Here is a 19,041-nt window from a genome sequence, read left to right as displayed (position 1 = left end):
ATGACCAGTGAGCTGCTGGAGATGGGGTCGGCGACGCTGTTCGAGGCATCCGGCCTGAACTGCGACCTCGACCCGGCGTTCCGCCCGGCGTGGACCGGCGCCCGGCTCGCCGGTCGGGCGTTGCCCGTCCAGGCCGCGGCGGGGGACAACCTCCCCCTGCACTGGGCCCTGGAGGAGGCCCGGCCCGGTGACGTCCTCGTGGTCGACGCGGGCGGCGCGCCGTTCGGCTACTGGGGCGAGGTCCTCGCGGTCGCCGCCCAGGCGCGCGGCGTCGTCGGCCTGGTGATCGACGGCGGGGTACGCGACACCGAGCGCATGCGCGCCATCGGGTTCCCGGCGTTCAGCACATCGGTCGCGATCCGGGGGACAGGCAAGGAGTGGCCCGGCGCCATCGGGTCTCCCGTCGTCATGCGCGGCCGGGTCGTCAACCGCGGCGATCTGGTCGTGGCGGACGAGGACGGGATCGTCGTGCTCCCCGCCGCCTCCGTGGACGACGTCGTGGCGGCGGCCCGGCGGCGGGTCGCCAAGGAGGACGCGTACATGGCCCGGCTGCGGGACGGGGAGCTCAGCCTCGACCTGTACGGATTCCGTCCGCTCGGACGTCCGGTGGTCACGTCATGACCGCGGACACCGCTTCCGCGACCGCCGCCGCGTTCCGGCGGGCGGCGGGCCGGTTCGCCTCCGGCGTAACGGTGGTGGCGACCCGCAACGGCCGGCACCTCTACGGCATCACCGCCACCTCGTTCGTCTCGCTCTCGATGAACCCCCTGCTGGTCGCCGTCTCGATCAATGCCCACAGCCCCTTCCTCGACGAGGTGGAAGCGGCGGGCTGCTTCTCGATCAGCGTGCTGGCGAGCGGGCAGCGCGACGTGTCGCAGTACTTCTCCACCCGGGGCCGCGGCCGGGCCGAGGGCGTGTTCCCCGGTGTCACCACCGCCCCGGAGCGGACCGGAGCCCCCATCGTTTCCGACTGCCTGAGCTGGTTCGACACCCGCCTGCACGCCATCCTCCCCGGAGGTGACCACCAGATCCTGATCGGAGAGGTGGTCGCGGCGGGCGGGACCGAGGGCGACCCGCTGCTGTACTGGGCGGGTGGCTACCGGCGGCTCGACCCCGACGACGAGGGCACCCCCGACGGCCGGATCGAGGAGTTCGCCGATGCCCTGTCCGTGCAACTGCACGCAGGCGGCCTGTCGCCCGACGAGCTGATCGAGGCGCAGCGTGCCCTCGAACCCGCCGCGGCCGAACTGGCGGCGTTCCGCCGGCTTCCCGACGGGCTGGCCGCGCTGCGGGAGGCCCTCGACGAGGCTCGCCGTGCCGCGCCCGTGCCCGACCTGTTCACCGCCGAGTCCGTACGGTTCCACGCGGCGCTGGGCATGGCCAGCGGCAACCCCGCCATCGCGGCCTCGCTGCAGGCGCTCGCCCGCTCGCGCCACGCCCACTACTCGGCGGGGACGAGCCCGCAGGCGACCGAGCGGACCCTGGCCGCCCATCAGGAGATCTACGACGCCATCGCCGGGGGCGACGCCGTACGCGCCCGTGAGGCGATGACACAGCACCTGGCCGTGGTGCACCGGCGCCTGTGCCCCCCGAGTGAGGAGGTCTGACATGTCCGGCGACAGCTTCTCCGGGATCGTCCGCATCGAGGCCGGTGACGGCCCGGGGCAGCCCGAACGCACATCCGAGCTCGACGCCCTCTACCGGTCGTTCGAGCAGGAGCTGCTCGTGCCGCTGTGGACCGAGATCGGCGACCTGATGCCGACGTCCCCGAAGTCCGAGGCGCTGCCGCATGTGTGGCGCTGGAACGAGATTCTCCCGCTGGCCGAGCGGGCCGGCGACCTGGTCCCGGTCGGCCGCGGCGGAGAGCGCAGGGCGATCGCCCTCGCCAACCCGGGCCTCGGCGGGCGGCCGTACGCGACGTCGACCCTCTGGGCGGCGATCCAGTACCTGTGCCCGGGCGAGGTGGCGCCCGAACATCGCCACACCCAGAACGCCTTCCGGTTCGTCCTGGAGGGGGAAGGGGTGTGGACCGTCGTGAACGGCGACCCGGTCGCCATGCGACGCGGCGACCTGCTGCTCACACCCGGCTGGCAGTGGCACGGCCACCACAACATCGCCACCCGGCCCATGGCGTGGCTGGACGGCCTGGACATCCCATTCGTACACGCCACCGACAGCGCGTTCTTCGAGTTCGGCCCCGACCAGGTGTCGAGCACGCGGACGCCGGACCGGTCGCGCTCGGAGCGGATCTGGGCCCACCCCGGTCTACGCGCCGTCTCGCAGCTCGCGGACACCCCGAGCTCGCCGATCGCCGCGTACCGGTGGGAGCACACCGACGCCGCGCTGCGCGACCAGCTGGACCTGGAACGCGAAGGCCACCCGGGGGTGGTCGAGCCCGGCCACGCCGCCGTGCGCTACATCAACCCCACCACCGGCGGCGACGTCATGCCCACCATCCGCGCCGAGTTCCACCGGCTGCGCGACGGCGCACTGACCGCGGCGCGCCGCGAGGTCGGGTCGTCGGTCTGGCAGGTGTTCGAGGGGCGCGGGCGGGTGACCGTCGGCGACCGCGAATGGACCGTCGAGACGGGAGACGTGTTCGTCGTCCCGTCGTGGCAGCCGCTGACTGTCGGCGCGGAGACGGCCCTGGATCTCTTCCGTTTCAGTGACACCCCGATCTTCGAGCGCCTGCACCAGGCCCGCGTACATGAGGATGGAGTTCCCCGTTGAAGCTCGCCACCCTTCGCGTCGACGGCGCGACCCGCGCCGTGCGGTGCGAGAAGGACCGTTACGTCGACCTGGGCGCGCCGGACGTTCGCGCCCTGCTGGCCCGCCCGGACTGGCGGCGGGAGGCTGAGACCGCGTGCGGAGCCGAGTACGGGCTCGACGGCGCGCGGCTCGCCCCGGTCGTCACCCGGCCGGGGAAGATCCTCTGCGTCGGCCTCAACTACCGCAACCACATCACCGAGATGGGCCGGGAGCTGCCCGAGTTCCCCACGCTCTTCGCCAAGTACCCCGAGGCCCTCGTCGGCCCCACGGACGACATCGAACTGGCGCCGGAGTCCGACGCGGTCGACTGGGAGGCGGAGCTCGCCCTGGTCATCGGCGCGCCGGTACGGCGGGCCACCGAGGAGCAGGCGGCGGCCGCGATCGCCGGGTTCACCGTCGTCAACGACGTCACGATGCGGGACTGGCAGTACCGCTCGCCGCAGTGGCTCCAGGGCAAGACCTTCGAGAGCACGACCCCCATGGGCCCGGTCCTGGTCACGCCCGACGAGCTGCCCGGCGGAGTGCGCCCCGCGCTCTCCCTCACCTGTGAGGTCGACGGTGAGACGGTGCAGCGGGCGCGGACCGACGACCTGGTCTTCGACCCGGTCGCGCTGGTCAGGTACGCCTCCTCCATCCTGACCCTGCGCCCCGGCGACGTCATCGCCACCGGCACCCCCGGCGGGGTCGGTCACGCCCGAAGGCCGGCCCGCTACCTCGTCGACGGGGCCCGTGTGGTGACCGAGATCAGCGGCATCGGCAGGCTGGACAACATCGCCCGCGTTCCCAAGGACATGTCCGCATGACCCGGTCGCTCACCTGTTCACTGGAGTGGATGCGCCACGGTACGGGCCTGCTGCTGCGGGCGCTGCACGACCTCGGCGAGGGCGATCTGGCCGCGCCCACCGGGTTGCCCGGCTGGTCGCGCGGGCACCTGCTGGCCCACGTCGGGTTCAACGCCGCCGCACTGCGGCGGCTGGTGTCGTGGGCGCGCACCGGCGAGCCCAGCCCGATGTACGCCTCGGCCGAGCAGCGGGCCGCCGAGATCGCAGAAGGCGCGTCCTGGTCGCGGGACCGGCTGCGCGCCCTGGTCCGTGAGAGCGCCGAGGGACTGGCCGCCGACCTCGCGGACCTGGCGGGGCCGCAATGGGACGCGCTGGTCGTCACCGCCCAGGGCCGTACCGTCCCCGCCTCCGAGATCCCCTGGATGCGTACGCGGGAGGTCGCCGTGCACGCGGTCGACCTCGACGTGAGGATCACCTTCGCGGACCTGCCGGACGACCTGTGCGAGGAACTCGTCACCGACGTGGTCGCCCGGCGTGCCGGACGTCCCGGCGAGCCCGCGCTCGTGCTGGCCGGCACCACCGGCCGCACCTGGTCCCTCGACGGAGGGGGCGCGGAGCCGGCCGGTGACCCGGCGGTGGAGGTCACGGGCACGCCCGCCGAACTGGCTCGCTGGCTCACCGGACGCGGCGCGGGAACGCTGCGGGACCGCTCCGGCGGCGTGCTCCCCGCGCTCGCCGCCTGGCTGTAGCCGTGGATCACCGGGTGGGAGTGGGGGTGCTTTCGTTGCCGAGGCGGTCGAGGGTGGTCACGTAGTAGGCGCCGGAGCCGCCGGCGGCGTAGGAGGGGGCGTCGCTCGCCGGGACGATCGCCACCAGGTTGCGGGCGTCGGCGGTGACGCAGGCACTGCTTCCGGCGGCCGCGGCGCCGCCGGTCTTGCCCGCCCGCCCGGCGGGCGCGCGATAGACGGCGTACGCCCGTGCGTCCGGCCGGGCCTCCCAGCTGAGCGTGCCGTTCGCGTGCCGCACCCCGCGAGGGGCGGCCGGCCGCTTGGCCTTGAACCGCTCGGGCAGGGGGAGCAGGGCCGGCCTCTGGTAGTGCTGGGACACGATCCGGTCGAGGACCGACAGGGGGTTGGAGACCAGATATCTGGCGCTGAAGTAGACATCGCCCCCGACCTCGGGATATTTCCGGTTCAGGGTGAGATGGGAGGGAAGTTCGCCCGCCTTCTTCCAGGCCGGGGTGTCGGTGCTGCCCACGCGGTAGAGCGCCTGGCCGATGTAGAGGTCCACACCGGTGCCCTTGACCGCGCCGGCCCACCAGGGCAGGAGCTCCTCGTAGGCGGCGGCGGAGAACCCGCGCGGCCAGTAGAGCTGGGGCATGATGTAGTCCACGCTGCGCGCCTTGATCCACGCCTTCGCGTCCGCATAAATGCTGTCATAGGCGGACATGCCGCTGGTGTTCGATCCGCTGGGATCCTCCTTCTTGTTGCGCCAGATGCCGAAGGGGCTGATGCCGAACTTCACGTACGGCTTGGCCTCGCGCACCGCGGCCGACACCTGGCCCACCAGCTTGTTCACGTTGTCGCGCCGCCAGTCGGCCAGCTTCATGCCGTTGCCGAACTTCTTGAACGCGGCCTGGTCGGCGAACCGCGTGCCCTTCCCCGGGTAGGGATAGAAGTAGTCGTCGAAGTGGACGCCGTCCACGTCGTAGCGGCGCACCACATCGGTCACGACGCGGGCCACCCAGTCCCTGACCTGGGGGAGGCCGGGGTTGTAGTAGAGGCCGCCCTCGTGCCTGACGGTCCAGTCGGGGTGGCGCCGGGCCGGGTGGCCGGGCGGCAGCTCGGACGTGGCGGACTCGGCCGCCCGGTACGGGTTGAACCAGGCGTGGAACTCCAGGCCTCGCCTGTGCGCCTCCTCCACCAGGAACGGCAGCGGGTCCCATCCCGGATCCTTGCCCGCCGTGCCGGTCAGCCACTGCGACCAGGGCTCGAGCGATGACCGGTAGAGCGCGTCGGAGGCGGGTCGCACCTGGAAGAACACCGCGTTCAGCCGCCGCTTGACCGCGTTGTCGAGGATCTTCAGGTATTCGGCGCGCTGCCGCTCCTGGCTCAGGCCGGGCCGGGACGGCCAGTCGAGGTTGCGCACCGTGGCGATCCACACGCCGCGGAGCTGCCGCTTGGGGAAGCGCGCGCTGGTGGGGCAGGACCCGGCGGCGGAAGAACGCTCCGGCGCCGCCTTGCCTCCGGCCTTGCCCGCGGTCTTGGCCGCGGCGGCCGAGCCCCGGGCTCCCTGCTCCGCCCGCGCGTCGGGCCCGAAGGTGTACGCGGCCCCGCCCGCGAGCAGCGCGACGGCGGTGGTGGCGATCAGCGGGCGGCCGAGACGGCGGTGGCCCCGATCGGTCATGTGGCGCCCCTCCCCGAAATGCCGACATGTCCGGACGTCCAGTGTCGCATCGGTAAATGCCGGATTCGGCCAAGAAGTGAAATCCGCCACCTGTGACCTGTGCCTATGGAGGCCTGTGTGACGCGGCTCACCCGCTGGGACTGCCCGGGCGCCGGCCGTACCAAACCCCGGCGCCCGGGGCGGCCCCTCACTGCGAGGCCGCGACGACCTTCTCGGCGAGGTGCGCGGGCAGCGGCTCGTAGCGCAGGAACGTCCTGGTGAAGCTGCCCGTCCCATGAGACATCGACCGAAGGTCGATGGCGTACCTGGTGATCTCCAGCTGGGGCACCTCGGCCCGCACCAGCGTCCGCCCGCCCGCGGTGCCGCCGCCCACCGGCTCGGTGCCGAGGACCCGGCCGCGGCGTGACGACAGGTCGGACATGACCGCGCCGACGAACTCGTCGGCGACCAGGACCGAGACCTCGTCGACCGGTTCGAGCAGCAGCGTCTGGACCTTGGCCGCGGCCTCCTTCAGCGCGAGCTGCCCGGCGATCTGGAAGGCCATGTCGGAGGAGTCGACCGAGTGGGCCTTGCCGTCGTAGAGCGTCACCCGGATGTCGACGACGGGATATCCGGCGAGCACCCCCCGCTCCATCTGGGCCCGCACGCCCTTCTCCACCGACGGGATGAACTGACGGGGCACGACGCCGCCGACGATCTTGTCCACGAACTCCAGCCCGGAGCCCGGCGGCAGCGGCTCCACCTCGATGTGGCAGATCGCGTACTGCCCGTGGCCGCCGGTCTGCTTGACGTTGCGGCCCATGGCCTGGGCCCTGCCGCCGAACGTCTCGCGCAGCGGGACCCGCAGGTCCACCTTCTCCACCTCGACGCCGTGCCGCTTGGCCAGCCGGTCGAGCAGGACGTCGGCGTGGGCCTCGCCCATGCACCACAGCACGAGCTGGTGGGTCTCGGCGTTGTTCTCCAGCCGCAGCGTCGGGTCCTCGGCGACCAGGCGGGCCAGGGCCTGGCTGAGCTTGTCCTCGTCGGCCTTCGACCTCGCCCGGATCGCGACCGGCAGCAGCGGCTCCGGCATCGTCCAGGCCGTCATGAGCATGGGCTCGTCCTTGCCGGACAGGGTGTCGCCGGTCTCCGCCCGGGAGAGCTTGGCGATGGCGCAGATGTCGCCGGCCACGCACTTGGCCACCGGCCGCTGGGTCTTGCCCAGCGGCGAGCTGAGCACGCCGATGCGCTCGTCGAGGTCGTGGTCCTCGTGCCCGCGCTCGGCCAGCCCGTGGCCGGACACGTGCACGGTCATGTCGGGCGTCAGCGTGCCGGAGAAGACGCGGACCAGGCTGATCCGGCCGACGTACGGATCGCTCGTGGTCTTGACGATCTCCGCCACCAGCGGGCCGTCCGGGTCGGCGCTCAGATCGGTGACCGGCCTGCCGTCGATCGTCGTGACGGTGGGCAGCGGATGCTCGAGCGGCGAGGGAAATCCCTGCGTGACGACCTCGAGGATCTCGCGCATCCCGACTCCCGGCGCGGCGGCGAGCACCGGGTGGAAGCCGCCACGGGCGACCGCCTTCTCCAGGTCGTCGATCAGCACCTTGCTGTCGATCTCCTCCCCGGAGAGGTAGCGGTCCATGAGCGACTCGTCCTCGCTCTCCTGGATGATCCCCTCGATGAGGTCGCCGCGATACTGCTCGATGAGCTCGAGCTGCCCCTGGTCCGGATCCCGCTCCACGCGCGTGCCGCCCGCGTAGTCGAAGAACCGCTGGGAGAGCAGCCCGAGCAGGCCCGTGCCGTTCACGGGCAGGTAGAGCGGCGCGACGCCGTCGCCGAAGGCGTCCTGACAGCTCGCGAGGACCTCGTCGAAGTCGGCGCGCTGGTGGTCGATCTTCGTGATGACCACGGCGCGCGGCATGCCGACGAGGGCGCACTCCTCCCACAGCATCCGCGTCAGCCCGTCGACGCCCTCGGCCGCCGAGACGACGAACAGCGCGGCGTCGGCGGCGCGCAGCCCGGCCCGCAGGTCTCCGACGAAATCGGCGTACCCGGGCGTGTCCAGGAAGTTGATTTTCATGCCGTTGTGCACGGCCGGGGCGGCGCAGAGGTTGACGGAGCGCTGCTGGCGCATCTCCACCTCGTCGAAGTCGCACACCGTGGTCCCGTCCTCGACCCGGCCGATGCGCTGGATGACGCCGGTCTCCGCGAGCAGCGCCTCGATCAGGGTCGTCTTGCCGGCACCGGAATGGCCGACCAGCACGACATTGCGTACCATGTCCGGCCGATCGGCCGCGGGTACCCTGCCCGCGGCCCCTGCGGTCGCGCCGGTTGATCTCTCGGCCACATCGCCTCCCGCATCTCCTGAGCAGTCCGGGATGGCGCGCGGCAGGCACCCGCGCCCATCCCGCGTCGGCCGCTCTGCCGTCGCTGTCCCGCGCCCGGGGGCCCGCCCTCGTCGTTGTCCACGCGGGCGCTTGTTCTTCAGCCTTTACCCATGTGGCGGAGATCACAAGACTTTCCTGCCCAATGTGCTTGCGACCTGCCGATCGTGTTCATGGCCTACGATCGAACCGCGATGTTGAACGTCCTGCGCCCCGCCGTCACCCGAGTCCTGACCCCGCTGGGGCGAGCCCTCGCCAACCGCGGCGTGTCACCCGATGTGATCACGACGATCGGCACCCTCGGGGTGGTGATCTCGGCCCTGGTCTTCTACCCGGCCGGTCATCTCTTCGCGGGGTCGCTCGCCATCACGTTCTTCGTTCTCGCCGATCTGCTGGACGGCGTGCTGGCCCGGATGACGGGCAAGCCGAGCAGGTGGGGCGCCTTCCTGGACTCCACGCTCGACCGCTTCGGCGACGCCGCGATCTTCTCCGGCCTGATCATGCACTTCGTCCTCAAGGATGAGCCGGAGATCGTCCTCGCGGCCGTCGCGCTGTTCTGCCTCGTCGCGGGAGCATTGGTCTCCTACGCCAAGGCACGCGCCGAGGGTCTCGGGATGGAGGCCAACGTCGGCATCGCCGAGCGTGGGGAACGGATCGCGGTCATCCTGGTCGCGGCCGGGCTGTCCGGCCTCGGCGTGCCGTACATCCTGGCAGTCGGGCTCTGGCTGCTCGCCGCGGCGAGCGCGGTCACGGTGGTCCAGCGGATGGTGCACGTGTACAGACAGGCGGTGGTCCGATGAGCGGCACGGCGGGCCCGCCCGCCCGGACACGCGTCCCGCTGGGCGACCGGATCGTGGCCGCCTCGTTCACGCTGGGCTGGGCCGTCGTACGGCACGTGCCGGAGCGGGTGGCCGCGTGGTTCTTCCGCGTCCTCGCCGACGTCCTGTGGCGCAGACGCGGCACGTCGGTGCTGCGCCTGGAGGCCAACCTGGCCCGGGTGCTCGGCAGGCGGCCGGCCGGCGCCGCCGCCGTCACCCTCGGCACCGACGCCGGCGCCCCGGCGGCCGACCCCGCCGTGCGGGCGCTCGCCCGCGCCGGGATGCGGTCCTACTTCCGCTACTGGATGGAGCTGTTCCGCTTCGCCTCCTTCGACCGGGAGCGGATCCTGGCCGGCACCCACGCCGTCGGAGCCGAGGCCATCTTCGACAACCTGGCGAAGGGGCGCGGGGTCGTCGCCGCGCTGCCGCACATGGGCAACTACGACCTCGCCGGCGCCTGGCTGGTGCACAAGGGCCACCCGTTCACCACCGTCGCCGAGCGGCTGAAGCCCGAGTCGCTGTTCGACCGGTTCGTGGACTACCGGCGGCGGCTGGGCATGGAGGTCCTGCCGCTCACGGCCAGGGGCGGCGGCAGCGCGATGGCGTTCGGCACGCTCGCCAAGCGCCTGCGCGAGGGCCGCCCGGTGTGCCTGCCCGCCGAGCGCGACCTCACCGCCTCAGGCGTGGAGGTCGAGTTCTTCGGCGCGAAGACCCGCATGGTCCCCGGCCCGGCGCTGCTGGCGATCCAGACGGGGGCCGCGCTGCTGCCCGCGACGCTGTGGTTCGAGGGCGACGGCTGGGGCATCCGGATCCATGAGGAGATCCCGGTGCCGGTCGAGGGCACCAGGCAGGAGAAGGTCACCGTGATGACGCAGGCCCTGGCGGTCGCCTTCGAGAAGGGCATCGCCGAGCACCCGGAGGACTGGCACATGCTCCAGCGCCTCTGGCTCGACGACCTGGAGCCCCGGCCTGAGAGCACACCATGAGGATCGGCATCGTCTGCCCCTACACCTGGGAGGTCCCGGGAGGCGTGCAGGCCCACATCCGGGATCTCGCCGAGGCCCTCATCGCGGACGGGCACCAGGTGTCCGTCATCGCCCCGGCGGCCGACGACGCCGCCCTGCCGTCCTACGTGACCTCGGCCGGGCGGGCCGTGCCCGTGCCGTACAACGGGTCGGTGGCGCGGCTGGCGTTCGGCTTCCTGTCGGCCAATCGGGTGCGCAGGTGGATCGGGGAGGGCCGCTTCGACGTGCTGCACGTCCACGAGCCGGCCATCCCCTCGCTCGGCGTGCTGGCCTGCTGGGTGGCGCGCGGGCCGATCGTGGCGACCTTCCACGCGTCCTATGAGCGCTCCCGGGCGATGTCGGTGGCCGCGCCGATGCTGCAGAGCGCGCTGGAGAAGATCACCGCCAGGATCGCGGTGTCCGACGCGGCCCGCAAGACGCTGGTGGAGCACCTCGGCGGCGACGCCGTGCTGATCCCCAACGGCGTGACCGTGAGCAGGTACGCCGAGGGCGAGCCGCTGCCCGGCTGGGGCCCCGACGGCGGCGTCATCGGGTTCCTCGGCCGGATGGACGAACCGCGCAAGGGCCTTTCCGTGCTGCTGGAGGCGTTCGAGATCCTCGCGCCACAGCGGCCGTCCCTCCGGCTGCTGATCGCCGGTCCCGGCGACCCCGACGACGTGCTCGGCCGGGTGCCCAGGGCGTACCGGGACCGGATCGGGCTGCTCGGCATGGTGAGCGAGGCCGACAAGGTGCGCGCCTACCACTCGGTGGACGTCTTCTGCGCGCCCAACCTCGGCGGGGAGAGCTTCGGCATCGTGCTCACCGAGGCCATGTCGGCGGGGGCGCCGATCCTGGCCAGCGACATCCCGGCCTTCCGCCGCGTCCTCGGCGACGGCCAGGCCGGGGCGCTGTTCGCCACCGGCGACGCCGACGCCCTCGCCAAGGAGGCCGCCCGCCTGTTGGACGACCCCGGGCGCCGCGCCAAGCTCTCCGACGAGGCGCGCCAGGCGGTGCGCAAGTACGACTGGTCGACGGTCGCCCGTGACGTCGTGCGCGTGTACGAGACCGTCACGCACTCGGCGGCCGGTGTCGAGGAGGACGTCTCGTGACCACGCTGACCGTGGTGATCGTGCTCGTCGGGCTGGCCGTGCTCATCGGCGTCTACATCTCCTGGCGCGCCGGGCGGCTGGACCGCCTGCACATCCGGCTGGAGACCGCGCAGGCGGCGCTCGACGCCGCCCTGCTCCGCCGCGCCGCCGTCTGTCTCGAACTCGCCGGCTCGCGCATCCTCGACCCGGCGACCTCGCTCGTGCTCGCCGCGGCCGCCCATGAGGCCCGTACGGCGGGGCCGGACGAGCGGGAGCACGCCGAGAGCGACCTGTCGAAGACGCTGCGCGCCATGGTCGACCAGGAGCGGTTCCGCGAGAAGCTGGCCGAGCATCCGATGGGCGCCGCACTGCTGACCGAACTGGACACCGCCGTCGCCAAGGTGGTCTACTCCCGCCGGTTCTACAACGACGCGGTCTCGATCACGCGTACGGCTCAGCGCCGCTGGCTGGCCCGCACGCTGCGGCTCGCCGGGCACACCGACTACCCCGGCTTCTTCGAGATCGACGACGCCCCGCCGGAGTCGCTGTCGGCCGAGTAGATCGACGATGGTCGTTTTTACCCGGCCGATGGGAGAGATGTGACGATTCGCCGGTAAGCTCATGGCCCCTGTCATAATCACACGGTCCGGTGATCGGGAGGAGCTCACGGTGCGGGCAGTGATCCGCTTCACGCTGGCCACGGCGGTAGTGCTCACCGGGGCCGCGTGCTCCTCCGACGACACGGCCGGAAAGCAGGCCCAGGCGGAGGCGCCGCAGCCGGCTCCGTCACCGACGCCGCCCCCGGAGCATCCGTTCACCGGCAGGCCCGTCGAGCAGCGCCGACCGGTGCTGGCCGTGAAGATCGAGAACACCTCCGCGGGCAAACCGCAGATGGGCGTGCGCAGCGCCGACATCGTCTACGTCGAGCAGGTCGAGGGCGGCCTGACCCGGCTCATGGCGATCTTCTCCTCGAAGCTGCCCGCCAAGGTCGGCCCGGTCCGCAGCGCCCGCATCTCCGACCTGCACATCGTCCCGATGTTCGGCAAGCCGGCCTTCGCCTACTCCGGCGTGCAGACCAAGATGATCCCGTTCGTCCAGCAGGCCCCGTTGTTCGACGCCTCCGACAGCAGCATGCCCGGGGCGTACTTCCGGGAACCCGGCCGCTACGCCCCGTACAACCTGTTCGCGACCCCGAAGAAGCTGCTGGCGCAGGCGCCGAAGGCGAGCAAGGCCGCGGACATCGGCTTCACGTTCTCCGACGAGCCGCCCCCCGGGGGCACGCCGCAGAAGAAGGTGTCGGTCAGGTACCCGGCCGCCCAGTTCACCTTCAACTGGTCGGCGCGGCACAAGCGCTGGCTGATCACCCAGGACGGCAAGAAGGACATGGCGGCGGAGGGCGGCCAGCAGGGCGCGCCCACCATCGTCATCCAGTGGGTCAAGACCGAGCGCTCCCAGTTCCACGACTTCACCGGCAGCTACACCCCGCTCGTCCACACGGTGGGCAAGGGCACCGGGGTGGTCCTGCGGGACGGCCAGGCGTACCGTGTGCGCTGGTCGCGGCCCTCGGAGAAGGACGGCACGACCTACACGACGGCCGACGGCAGCCCCATGCCGTTCGCCCGGGGGCAGGTCTGGGTGGTGCTCGCCAGCAAGAAGCCCGTCGCGCCGTGATCCCCGGGTCGTACGGAGCGATCGTGCGAGCGGTTGTACGGAGCGGACCAAAGACCTGATCGGATTCGCCGGGGTGGAGCAGCCGGGCGGGGGGCGAACAGCTGACGGACAAGACCTAACATGGAGGGGAATCCGTAGCCCCATCGTGAGGTAGGACCGTGTCCAGCAGCGCCCCCGAAGTCAACGAGACCACCGCCGTCGGCACCGCGCGCGTAAAGCGCGGGATGGCCGAGATGCTCAAGGGCGGGGTGATCATGGACGTCGTCACCCCGGATCAGGCAAAGATCGCCGAGGACGCCGGAGCCGTCGCCGTCATGGCGCTGGAGCGCGTCCCCGCCGACATCCGCGCCCAGGGCGGGGTCTCCCGGATGAGCGACCCCGACATGATCGAGGGCATCATCGCCGCCGTGTCGATCCCCGTCATGGCCAAGGCCAGGATCGGGCACTTCGTCGAGGCCCAGGTGCTGCAGTCGCTCGGCGTCGACTACATCGACGAGTCCGAGGTGCTCACGCCCGCCGACTACGCGAACCACATCGACAAGTGGCGCTTCACCGTCCCGTTCGTGTGCGGGGCCACCAACCTCGGTGAGGCGCTGCGCCGCATCACCGAGGGCGCCGCGATGATCCGTTCCAAGGGCGAGGCCGGGACCGGTGACGTGTCCAACGCCGTCACCCACATGCGGACCATCCGGGCCGAGATCAAGCGCCTGTCCTCGCTGCCCGAGGACGAGCTGTACGTCGCGGCCAAGGAGCTGCAGGCGCCGTACGACCTGGTCGCCGAGGTCGCGAAGAACGGGAAGCTGCCGGTGGTGCTGTTCACCGCGGGCGGCATCGCCACCCCGGCCGACGCCGCCATGATGATGCAGCTCGGCGCCGAGGGCGTGTTCGTCGGCTCGGGCATCTTCAAGTCGGGCGACCCGGCCAAGCGCGCCGCCGCCATCGTCAAGGCCACGACCTTCCACGACGACCCCGACGTGATCGCCAAGGTGTCGCGCGGCCTGGGCGAGGCCATGGTGGGCATCAACGTGGACGAGATCCCCGTCCCGCACCGCCTCGCCGAGCGTGGCTGGTGACCACGGCGATCGCTGAGATCGCACCCGACGCCCCGAAGATCGGTGTGCTCGCCCTCCAGGGTGACGTCCGCGAGCACATCCGCGCCCTGGCGGCCTGCGGCGCCCGGGCGACCGCCGTGCGCCGCCAGGAGGAGCTCGACGCCGTCGACGCGCTGGTCATCCCCGGCGGGGAGTCCACCACGATGTGGAAGCTCGCCGTCGCGTTCGGGCTGCTCGAACCGCTCCGGCTGCGGATCAAGGAGGGCATGCCCGCGTACGGCTCCTGCGCCGGGATGATCATGCTGGCGGACCGCGTCGAGGGCGGCATCGAGGGCCAGCAGACGCTCGGCGGGATCGACATGGTGGTGCGCCGCAACGCGTTCGGCCGCCAGGTGGACTCCTTCGAGGCCGACCTCGACTTCGCCGGGCGCGGAACGGTCCGCGCGGTGTTCATCCGCGCGCCGTGGGTCGAGTCGGTGGGTGCGGATGTGAAGGTGCTCTGCCGGACGGGGAGTAGGATCGTCGCGGTCCGGCAGGGACCTCTGCTCGCGACGTCCTTCCATCCGGAGTTGACCGGTGACGCGCGAGTACATTCGTACTTTGTCGACATGGTGAGGGAGCTTTAACGCGATGGCCGGCCACTCCAAATGGGCGACGACCAAACACAAGAAGGCGGCACTCGATTCCAAGCGCGGCAAGCTGTTCGCCAAGCTCATCAAGAACGTCGAGGTCGCGGCCAGGACCGGCGGTCCCGATCCGGACGGCAACCCGACGCTGTTCGACGCGATCTTCAAGGCCAGGAAGAACTCGGTCCCGATCGACAACATCGAGCGGGCGCGCAAGCGCGGCGGCGGCCTGGAGGCCGGCGGCGCCGACTGGCAGACCATCATGTACGAGGGGTACGGCCCCGGCGGCGTCGCGATCCTGATCGAGTGTCTGACCGACAACCGCAACCGTGCGGCCTCGGAGGTCCGCGTCGCGCTCACCCGCAACGGCGGCTCCCTGGCCGACCCCGGGTCCGTGTCGTACATGTTCAACCGCAAGGGCGTGGTGATCGTCCCGAAGGGCACGCTGAACGAGGACGACGTGCTCATGGCGGTCCTGGACGCGGGCGCCGAGGAGGTCAACGACCTCGGTGAGAGCTTCGAGGTCGTGTCGGAGGCGGCCGACCTGGTCCCGGTGCGCAAGGCGCTGCAGGAGGCCGGCATCGACTACGAGTCGGCCGAGGCGAGCTTCCTGCCGACGATGAACGTGCCGCTCGACGAGGAGGGCGCCCGCAAGGTCTTCCGCCTCATCGACGCGCTGGAGGACAGCGACGACGTGCAGAACGTCTGGGCCAACTTCGATGTCAGCGACGACATCATGGAGAAGCTCGAGCTCTAGCCGCCCGGCCGTCCGGCCGCCGGAACGGCCGTCGCTCCCGCGCGCCGTACTCGTATCTAGACACTCGGTTTGATCCGAGTATCTTGATTCTCGGGTATCTCGCGGGCGGGAGGCCATATGACCCTGACCGACGGCACACCAGTGGCCGGGGAAGCGGAACTCCTCGCGCTGCCGGGCGGCCCGCTGCGCGTCTGGCCGGTCGCCGTGCTGCGCGGCGCCGGCTTTCCGATCGCCGACCTCGTCGCGCTCGGCGACCCGGAGTACGCCGCGGCGGCCGACCCCGACGAGGCGACCGTCGCCGAGGCCGAGGCACGCCAGCACCGGCGCCTGGCGGCCGTGGCGGCGCGGCCCGACCTGCAGACCGCGATCGCCTGGCAGAATCCCGCGGTGCTGCGCGACTCGATCCGCCCGCTGGCGCTATCGGCGGACGCGCGACGCAACCAGTCGCTGCGCCGCAAGGAACGCGTCCTCGCCCGCTACTGGGCGCGCTACTGCGCCAAGAACGACACCATCGGCTTCTTCGGGCCGGTGTGCTGGGTGCGGCTGCGCCCGGACGGGCCGTTCGCCACCGTCGAGACCGGCCCAGAACTGGTGAACGGGCGCGCCGTCCACCTGGAGCCGTGGGCGGTGGACGAGCTGGCCGCCGTCTTCTCCGCCGACCCGGCGGTGCGGCCCTGGCTGGCCCCCCGACCCAATCCCGCCACGTGCCTGCACGAGCGGCAGGTGCTGCGCACCGACGGGCCGCCGGTGCCGCTCTCGCCGGACGAGTGGCGGGTGCTGCGCCGCTGCGACGGCACCCGCACCGCCCGTGACCTGGCCGCCGAGCTGATCGCCGAGGACCCGGGCGCGTTCCCCCGCGCCGAGGCGGTCTACGGGCTGCTCGACGAGTTCGTGGCCGCCGGGCACATCCGCTGGGACATGGAGCCGCCCCTCGTGATGCGGCCGGAGAAGATGCTGCGCGCGGCCGTGACCGCCATCGGCGACCCGCGGGTGCGGGCCCGGCTCCACACGGCCATGGACGCGCTCGACGCCGGGGTCGCCGGGGTCGCCCGGGCGGAGACCGCCGACGAGCTGGACGGCGCGATGAGGGCCCTCGACGAGACGTTCACCGGGCTGACCGGCCAGGCCCCGAGCCGCAGGCCCGGCGAGACCTACGGCGGCCGCGGGCTCGTCCATCTGGACACGAGCCGGGACGCGCGGATCGACTTCGGTCCGGGGCTCCTCCGGCGGCTCGGGCCGCCGCTGTCCCTGCTCGCCTACAGCCTGCGCGGGTACACCGCCGAGCTCGCCACGCGCTACGGCGAGGTCTTCCTCCGCGCGTACGACATGATCCGGGCCTCCGGGCCCGGGCCGGTGCGGCTGGCGCACCTGCTCGGCCTGTGCGCCCACGAGGTCTACATCCCGGGCCATCGGCTGCTGGAGTCGATCGAGGACTCCTTCGCCAAGCGCTGGGACGATCTGCTGGACGTGGACCGGGACGCCGCCGAGGTGCGGCACACCTCCGCGGGACTGTGGCCGGCGGTGCGGGAGGCGTTCCATTCCGGCCCACCCGGCTGGATCCAGGCGTACCAGCACAGCGCCGACATCCAGCTCGCGGCGCCGGACCCGGCCGCGATCGCCCGGGGCGAGTGCCTGCTCGTCCTCGGCGAGCTGCACGCCGCCTGGAACACCATCGAGGCGGGGGTCTTCGTCGACCGGCATCCCGACCCCGCCCGGCTGTCCCGGCTGCTGGCCGCGAGCCTGCCCGGCGAGCGGGTCGTGCTCGTGCCGGTCAAGCACTACCCCCGGGTGCTCGCCCGGACCATGCCGGCGATCCCCGACGAGCGGCAGTGGTGGCTCGCCATGACCCACTATCCTGGCGGCGACCCGGACCGCCGGGTCAACCTGGCCGAGCTGTGCGTCGAGCGGGCGCCGGACGGCCTGCGCTGCGCGACGCCGGACGGCCGCGCCGAGTTCCGGGTGATCGACGTGGTGGGCATGCTGCTGGCCGCCGACGTCATGGACGCGTTCAAGCTGCTGGGCCGCGACCGCCCGCACGTGCCCCGGATCCTCGTCGACGATCTCGTGGTCGCCCGAGAGTCCTGGTCGGTGCCGCTGGCGGACCTCGCCCTGCCCCCGGCCTCCGCCACCGAGTCGCGGGTCTTCCGGGCCGTACGCGCGCTCGCCGCCCGGCTGGGGCTGCCCCGCTTCGTCTTCGTCAAGCTGCCCGGCGAGCTCAAGCCGTTCTACCTCGACCTCACCAGCTCTGTGCAGGCCGCGACGCTGGTGACCGGGCTGCGCCGGGCCCGGCAGAGCGGGGATCTCACCGCCTGGGTGCGGTTCACCGAGATGCTTCCCGGCCCCGGCCAGGCGTGGCTGCCCGGCCCGGACGGCGCGCGCTACACGAGCGAGCTGCGGCTGCAACTGGTGGACCCCGGCACCCCCTGGTGAGGCGAGGGCGCGGTAATGCGGTGGCGGGCGACGGCTCGGGCGGCATAGCATCTGCCGCTTGTGGAGATTCGTGAGCTGACCCCCGACCACCTGGACGCGGTGCTCGACAACCGCACCCGCGCATTCGGCCCCCTCTCGGCGAGCGATGCCGAAGCCTGGCGTGTGATGGTCACGCCGATGCTGCCGGAGGGGCGCTACCTCGGCGCATTCGACGGGGCGAGGCTCATGGGCACCGCCCGGGTCAACCCCTACACCCAGTGGTGGCACGGACGGCCGGTCTCGATGGGCGGCGTCGCGAGCGTGACCGTGTCCCCGGAGGACCGGGGCCGCGGCGTGGGCGGCCGGCTCATGCACGCGGTCATCGACCGCGCCGCCGAGCTGGGGCACGCCGTCTCGGCGCTGTACCCGGCCACCACGCCGATCTACCGGAGCCTGGGCTGGGAGCACGCCGGCGCGCAGTACATCGCCACCCTGCCGGCCGAGGCGCTGCGCACGCTGCGCGGCGGCGCCGACGTCAAGCTGCGCCGGATGGGCCCCGACGACGCGCCCGAGGTCATCGCGGTGCTGAATCGGGTCTACGCCGCCACGCGGGCCAGCGGCCCGCTGGTCGCCGACGAGCGCACCTGGCGGGGCTGGCTGTCCGAGGAGGACGACTTCTGCTACCTGGCCGACGACGGCTACGTGACCTACCACTGGAGCGGGCGGGACATCCAGGTGGACAACCTCGTGGCCGGATCCGAGGCCACGGCGCGGGCCCTGTGGTCGCTCGTCGGTACCGCGTCCTCGATCGTCACGTCGGTCAGGGCGTGCGTCGAACCGTACGACCCGGTCCTGTGGCTGCTGCGGGAGCGGTCGAAGGACGAGGTCGCCCAGACCCGCTGGATGTTCCGCGTGATCGACCTTCCGGCCGCCGTCGCGGCGCGGGGCTACCCGGCCGGCGCCTCGATCGACGCCGTCGTCGAGGTCGAGGACCCGCAGCGCCCCGCCAACTCCGGGCTCTGGCGGCTGCGGGTCGAGGCAGGATCGGGGTCGGCCGCCCGGCTGCGTAGCGCGGCCCAGCACGCCGCTCCGCGGTTCACGATCGGGGGCCTGTCCGCGCTGTTCGCCGGGGTCCCGACGGCCACGCTCCGCCGCACCGGCCGGCTCTGCGGCGGTTCGCCCGATTCCGACGCCGCGCTCGACACCGCCTTCAACTGCGATCCGTACATGATCGACTACTTCTGATCCGCGCGCCGGGCCGGTGATCGGGGTAGAGTTCGACGCCGAACACGT

The 19,041-nt window shown here is 72.2% G+C and carries 17 protein-coding genes; 15 read left to right on the top strand and 2 right to left on the bottom strand.

Features of this window, described 5'->3' with window-relative positions:
- The 5 genes from AP234_RS23890 to AP234_RS23870 are packed head-to-tail and all read left to right on the top strand — an operon-like array spanning nucleotide 1 to nucleotide 4,300.
- A complete protein-coding gene (locus AP234_RS23890) occupies nucleotides 1-621 on the top strand; it encodes a 4-carboxy-4-hydroxy-2-oxoadipate aldolase/oxaloacetate decarboxylase (protein WP_055481960.1) in 621 nt (206 codons plus the stop codon).
- Complete coding sequence (locus AP234_RS23885; RefSeq protein WP_055481959.1) at nucleotides 618-1,607, top strand: flavin reductase; 990 nt, start codon at nucleotides 618-620, stop codon at nucleotides 1,605-1,607. The genes AP234_RS23890 and AP234_RS23885 overlap by 4 nt, the downstream gene beginning before the upstream one ends.
- 1 nt (nucleotide 1,608) lies before the next feature.
- Entirely contained in the window at nucleotides 1,609-2,730 is a 1,122-nt protein-coding gene (locus AP234_RS23880) for a cupin domain-containing protein (protein ID WP_055481958.1), read from the top strand.
- Nucleotides 2,727-3,572, top strand: a complete 846-nt coding sequence (locus tag AP234_RS23875; protein WP_055481957.1) for a fumarylacetoacetate hydrolase family protein — start codon at nucleotides 2,727-2,729, stop codon at nucleotides 3,570-3,572. Before AP234_RS23880 ends, AP234_RS23875 begins: the two co-directional genes overlap by 4 nt.
- On the top strand, nucleotides 3,569-4,300 hold the full coding sequence (locus tag AP234_RS23870) for a maleylpyruvate isomerase family mycothiol-dependent enzyme (protein ID WP_055481956.1): 732 nt from the start codon (nucleotides 3,569-3,571) through the stop codon (nucleotides 4,298-4,300). The genes AP234_RS23875 and AP234_RS23870 overlap by 4 nt, the downstream gene beginning before the upstream one ends.
- A 7-nt stretch (nucleotides 4,301-4,307) precedes the next feature.
- On the opposite strand, the gene AP234_RS23865 is transcribed toward AP234_RS23870, so the two are convergent.
- Both AP234_RS23865 and AP234_RS23860 read right to left on the bottom strand, forming a co-directional pair.
- Nucleotides 4,308-5,957, bottom strand: coding sequence for a family 10 glycosylhydrolase (locus tag AP234_RS23865; protein WP_055481955.1), 1,650 nt, complete (start codon nucleotides 5,955-5,957; stop codon nucleotides 4,308-4,310).
- Between the two features lie 187 nt (nucleotides 5,958-6,144).
- Nucleotides 6,145-8,286, bottom strand: coding sequence for an elongation factor G-like protein EF-G2 (locus AP234_RS23860; RefSeq protein ID WP_055481954.1), 2,142 nt, complete (start codon nucleotides 8,284-8,286; stop codon nucleotides 6,145-6,147).
- Between the two features lie 231 nt (nucleotides 8,287-8,517).
- Here AP234_RS23860 and pgsA point away from each other — a divergent pair, with 231 nt between their 5' ends.
- The 10 genes from pgsA to AP234_RS23810 all read left to right on the top strand — a co-directional run bounded on the left by pgsA (nucleotide 8,518) and on the right by AP234_RS23810 (nucleotide 18,993).
- Nucleotides 8,518-9,123, top strand: coding sequence for a phosphatidylinositol phosphate synthase (gene pgsA, locus AP234_RS23855; RefSeq protein ID WP_055482055.1), 606 nt, complete (start codon nucleotides 8,518-8,520; stop codon nucleotides 9,121-9,123).
- Nucleotides 9,120-10,127 (top strand): phosphatidylinositol mannoside acyltransferase, encoded by a 1,008-nt coding sequence (locus AP234_RS23850; RefSeq protein ID WP_055481953.1) that lies wholly within the window; start codon nucleotides 9,120-9,122, stop codon nucleotides 10,125-10,127. The genes pgsA and AP234_RS23850 overlap by 4 nt, the downstream gene beginning before the upstream one ends.
- A complete protein-coding gene (locus AP234_RS23845; RefSeq protein WP_055481952.1) occupies nucleotides 10,124-11,254 on the top strand; it encodes a glycosyltransferase family 4 protein in 1,131 nt (376 codons plus the stop codon). Before AP234_RS23850 ends, AP234_RS23845 begins: the two co-directional genes overlap by 4 nt.
- Complete coding sequence (locus tag AP234_RS23840) at nucleotides 11,251-11,793, top strand: hypothetical protein (protein ID WP_152990585.1); 543 nt, start codon at nucleotides 11,251-11,253, stop codon at nucleotides 11,791-11,793. The genes AP234_RS23845 and AP234_RS23840 overlap by 4 nt, the downstream gene beginning before the upstream one ends.
- Nucleotides 11,794-11,902: 109 nt before the next feature.
- Entirely contained in the window at nucleotides 11,903-12,904 is a 1,002-nt protein-coding gene (locus tag AP234_RS23835; RefSeq protein WP_063843073.1) for a DUF3048 domain-containing protein, read from the top strand.
- A 158-nt stretch (nucleotides 12,905-13,062) separates the two neighbouring features.
- Complete coding sequence (pdxS, locus tag AP234_RS23830; protein WP_083502378.1) at nucleotides 13,063-13,977, top strand: pyridoxal 5'-phosphate synthase lyase subunit PdxS; 915 nt, start codon at nucleotides 13,063-13,065, stop codon at nucleotides 13,975-13,977.
- A complete protein-coding gene (pdxT, locus tag AP234_RS23825) occupies nucleotides 13,974-14,582 on the top strand; it encodes a pyridoxal 5'-phosphate synthase glutaminase subunit PdxT (protein ID WP_431999052.1) in 609 nt (202 codons plus the stop codon). Before pdxS ends, pdxT begins: the two co-directional genes overlap by 4 nt.
- A gap of 4 nt (nucleotides 14,583-14,586) precedes the next feature.
- Entirely contained in the window at nucleotides 14,587-15,339 is a 753-nt protein-coding gene (locus AP234_RS23820; protein WP_055481949.1) for a YebC/PmpR family DNA-binding transcriptional regulator, read from the top strand.
- Between the two features lie 117 nt (nucleotides 15,340-15,456).
- Nucleotides 15,457-17,769 carry a lantibiotic dehydratase gene (locus AP234_RS23815; protein ID WP_055481948.1) on the top strand — a complete coding sequence of 771 codons (2,313 nt, stop codon included), beginning with the start codon at nucleotides 15,457-15,459 and terminating at the stop codon, nucleotides 17,767-17,769.
- Between the two features lie 60 nt (nucleotides 17,770-17,829).
- A complete protein-coding gene (locus AP234_RS23810) occupies nucleotides 17,830-18,993 on the top strand; it encodes a GNAT family N-acetyltransferase (protein WP_055481947.1) in 1,164 nt (387 codons plus the stop codon).
- Nucleotides 18,994-19,041: the final 48 nt, after the last annotated feature.

It is taken from the genome of Sphaerimonospora mesophila (assembly GCF_001417795.1).
GTDB classification, from domain to species: Bacteria; Actinomycetota; Actinomycetes; order Streptosporangiales; family Streptosporangiaceae; genus Sphaerimonospora; species Sphaerimonospora mesophila.
Note: the sequence above shows the minus strand (reverse complement) of the source record. Positions and strands in the feature narration are given on the sequence as shown.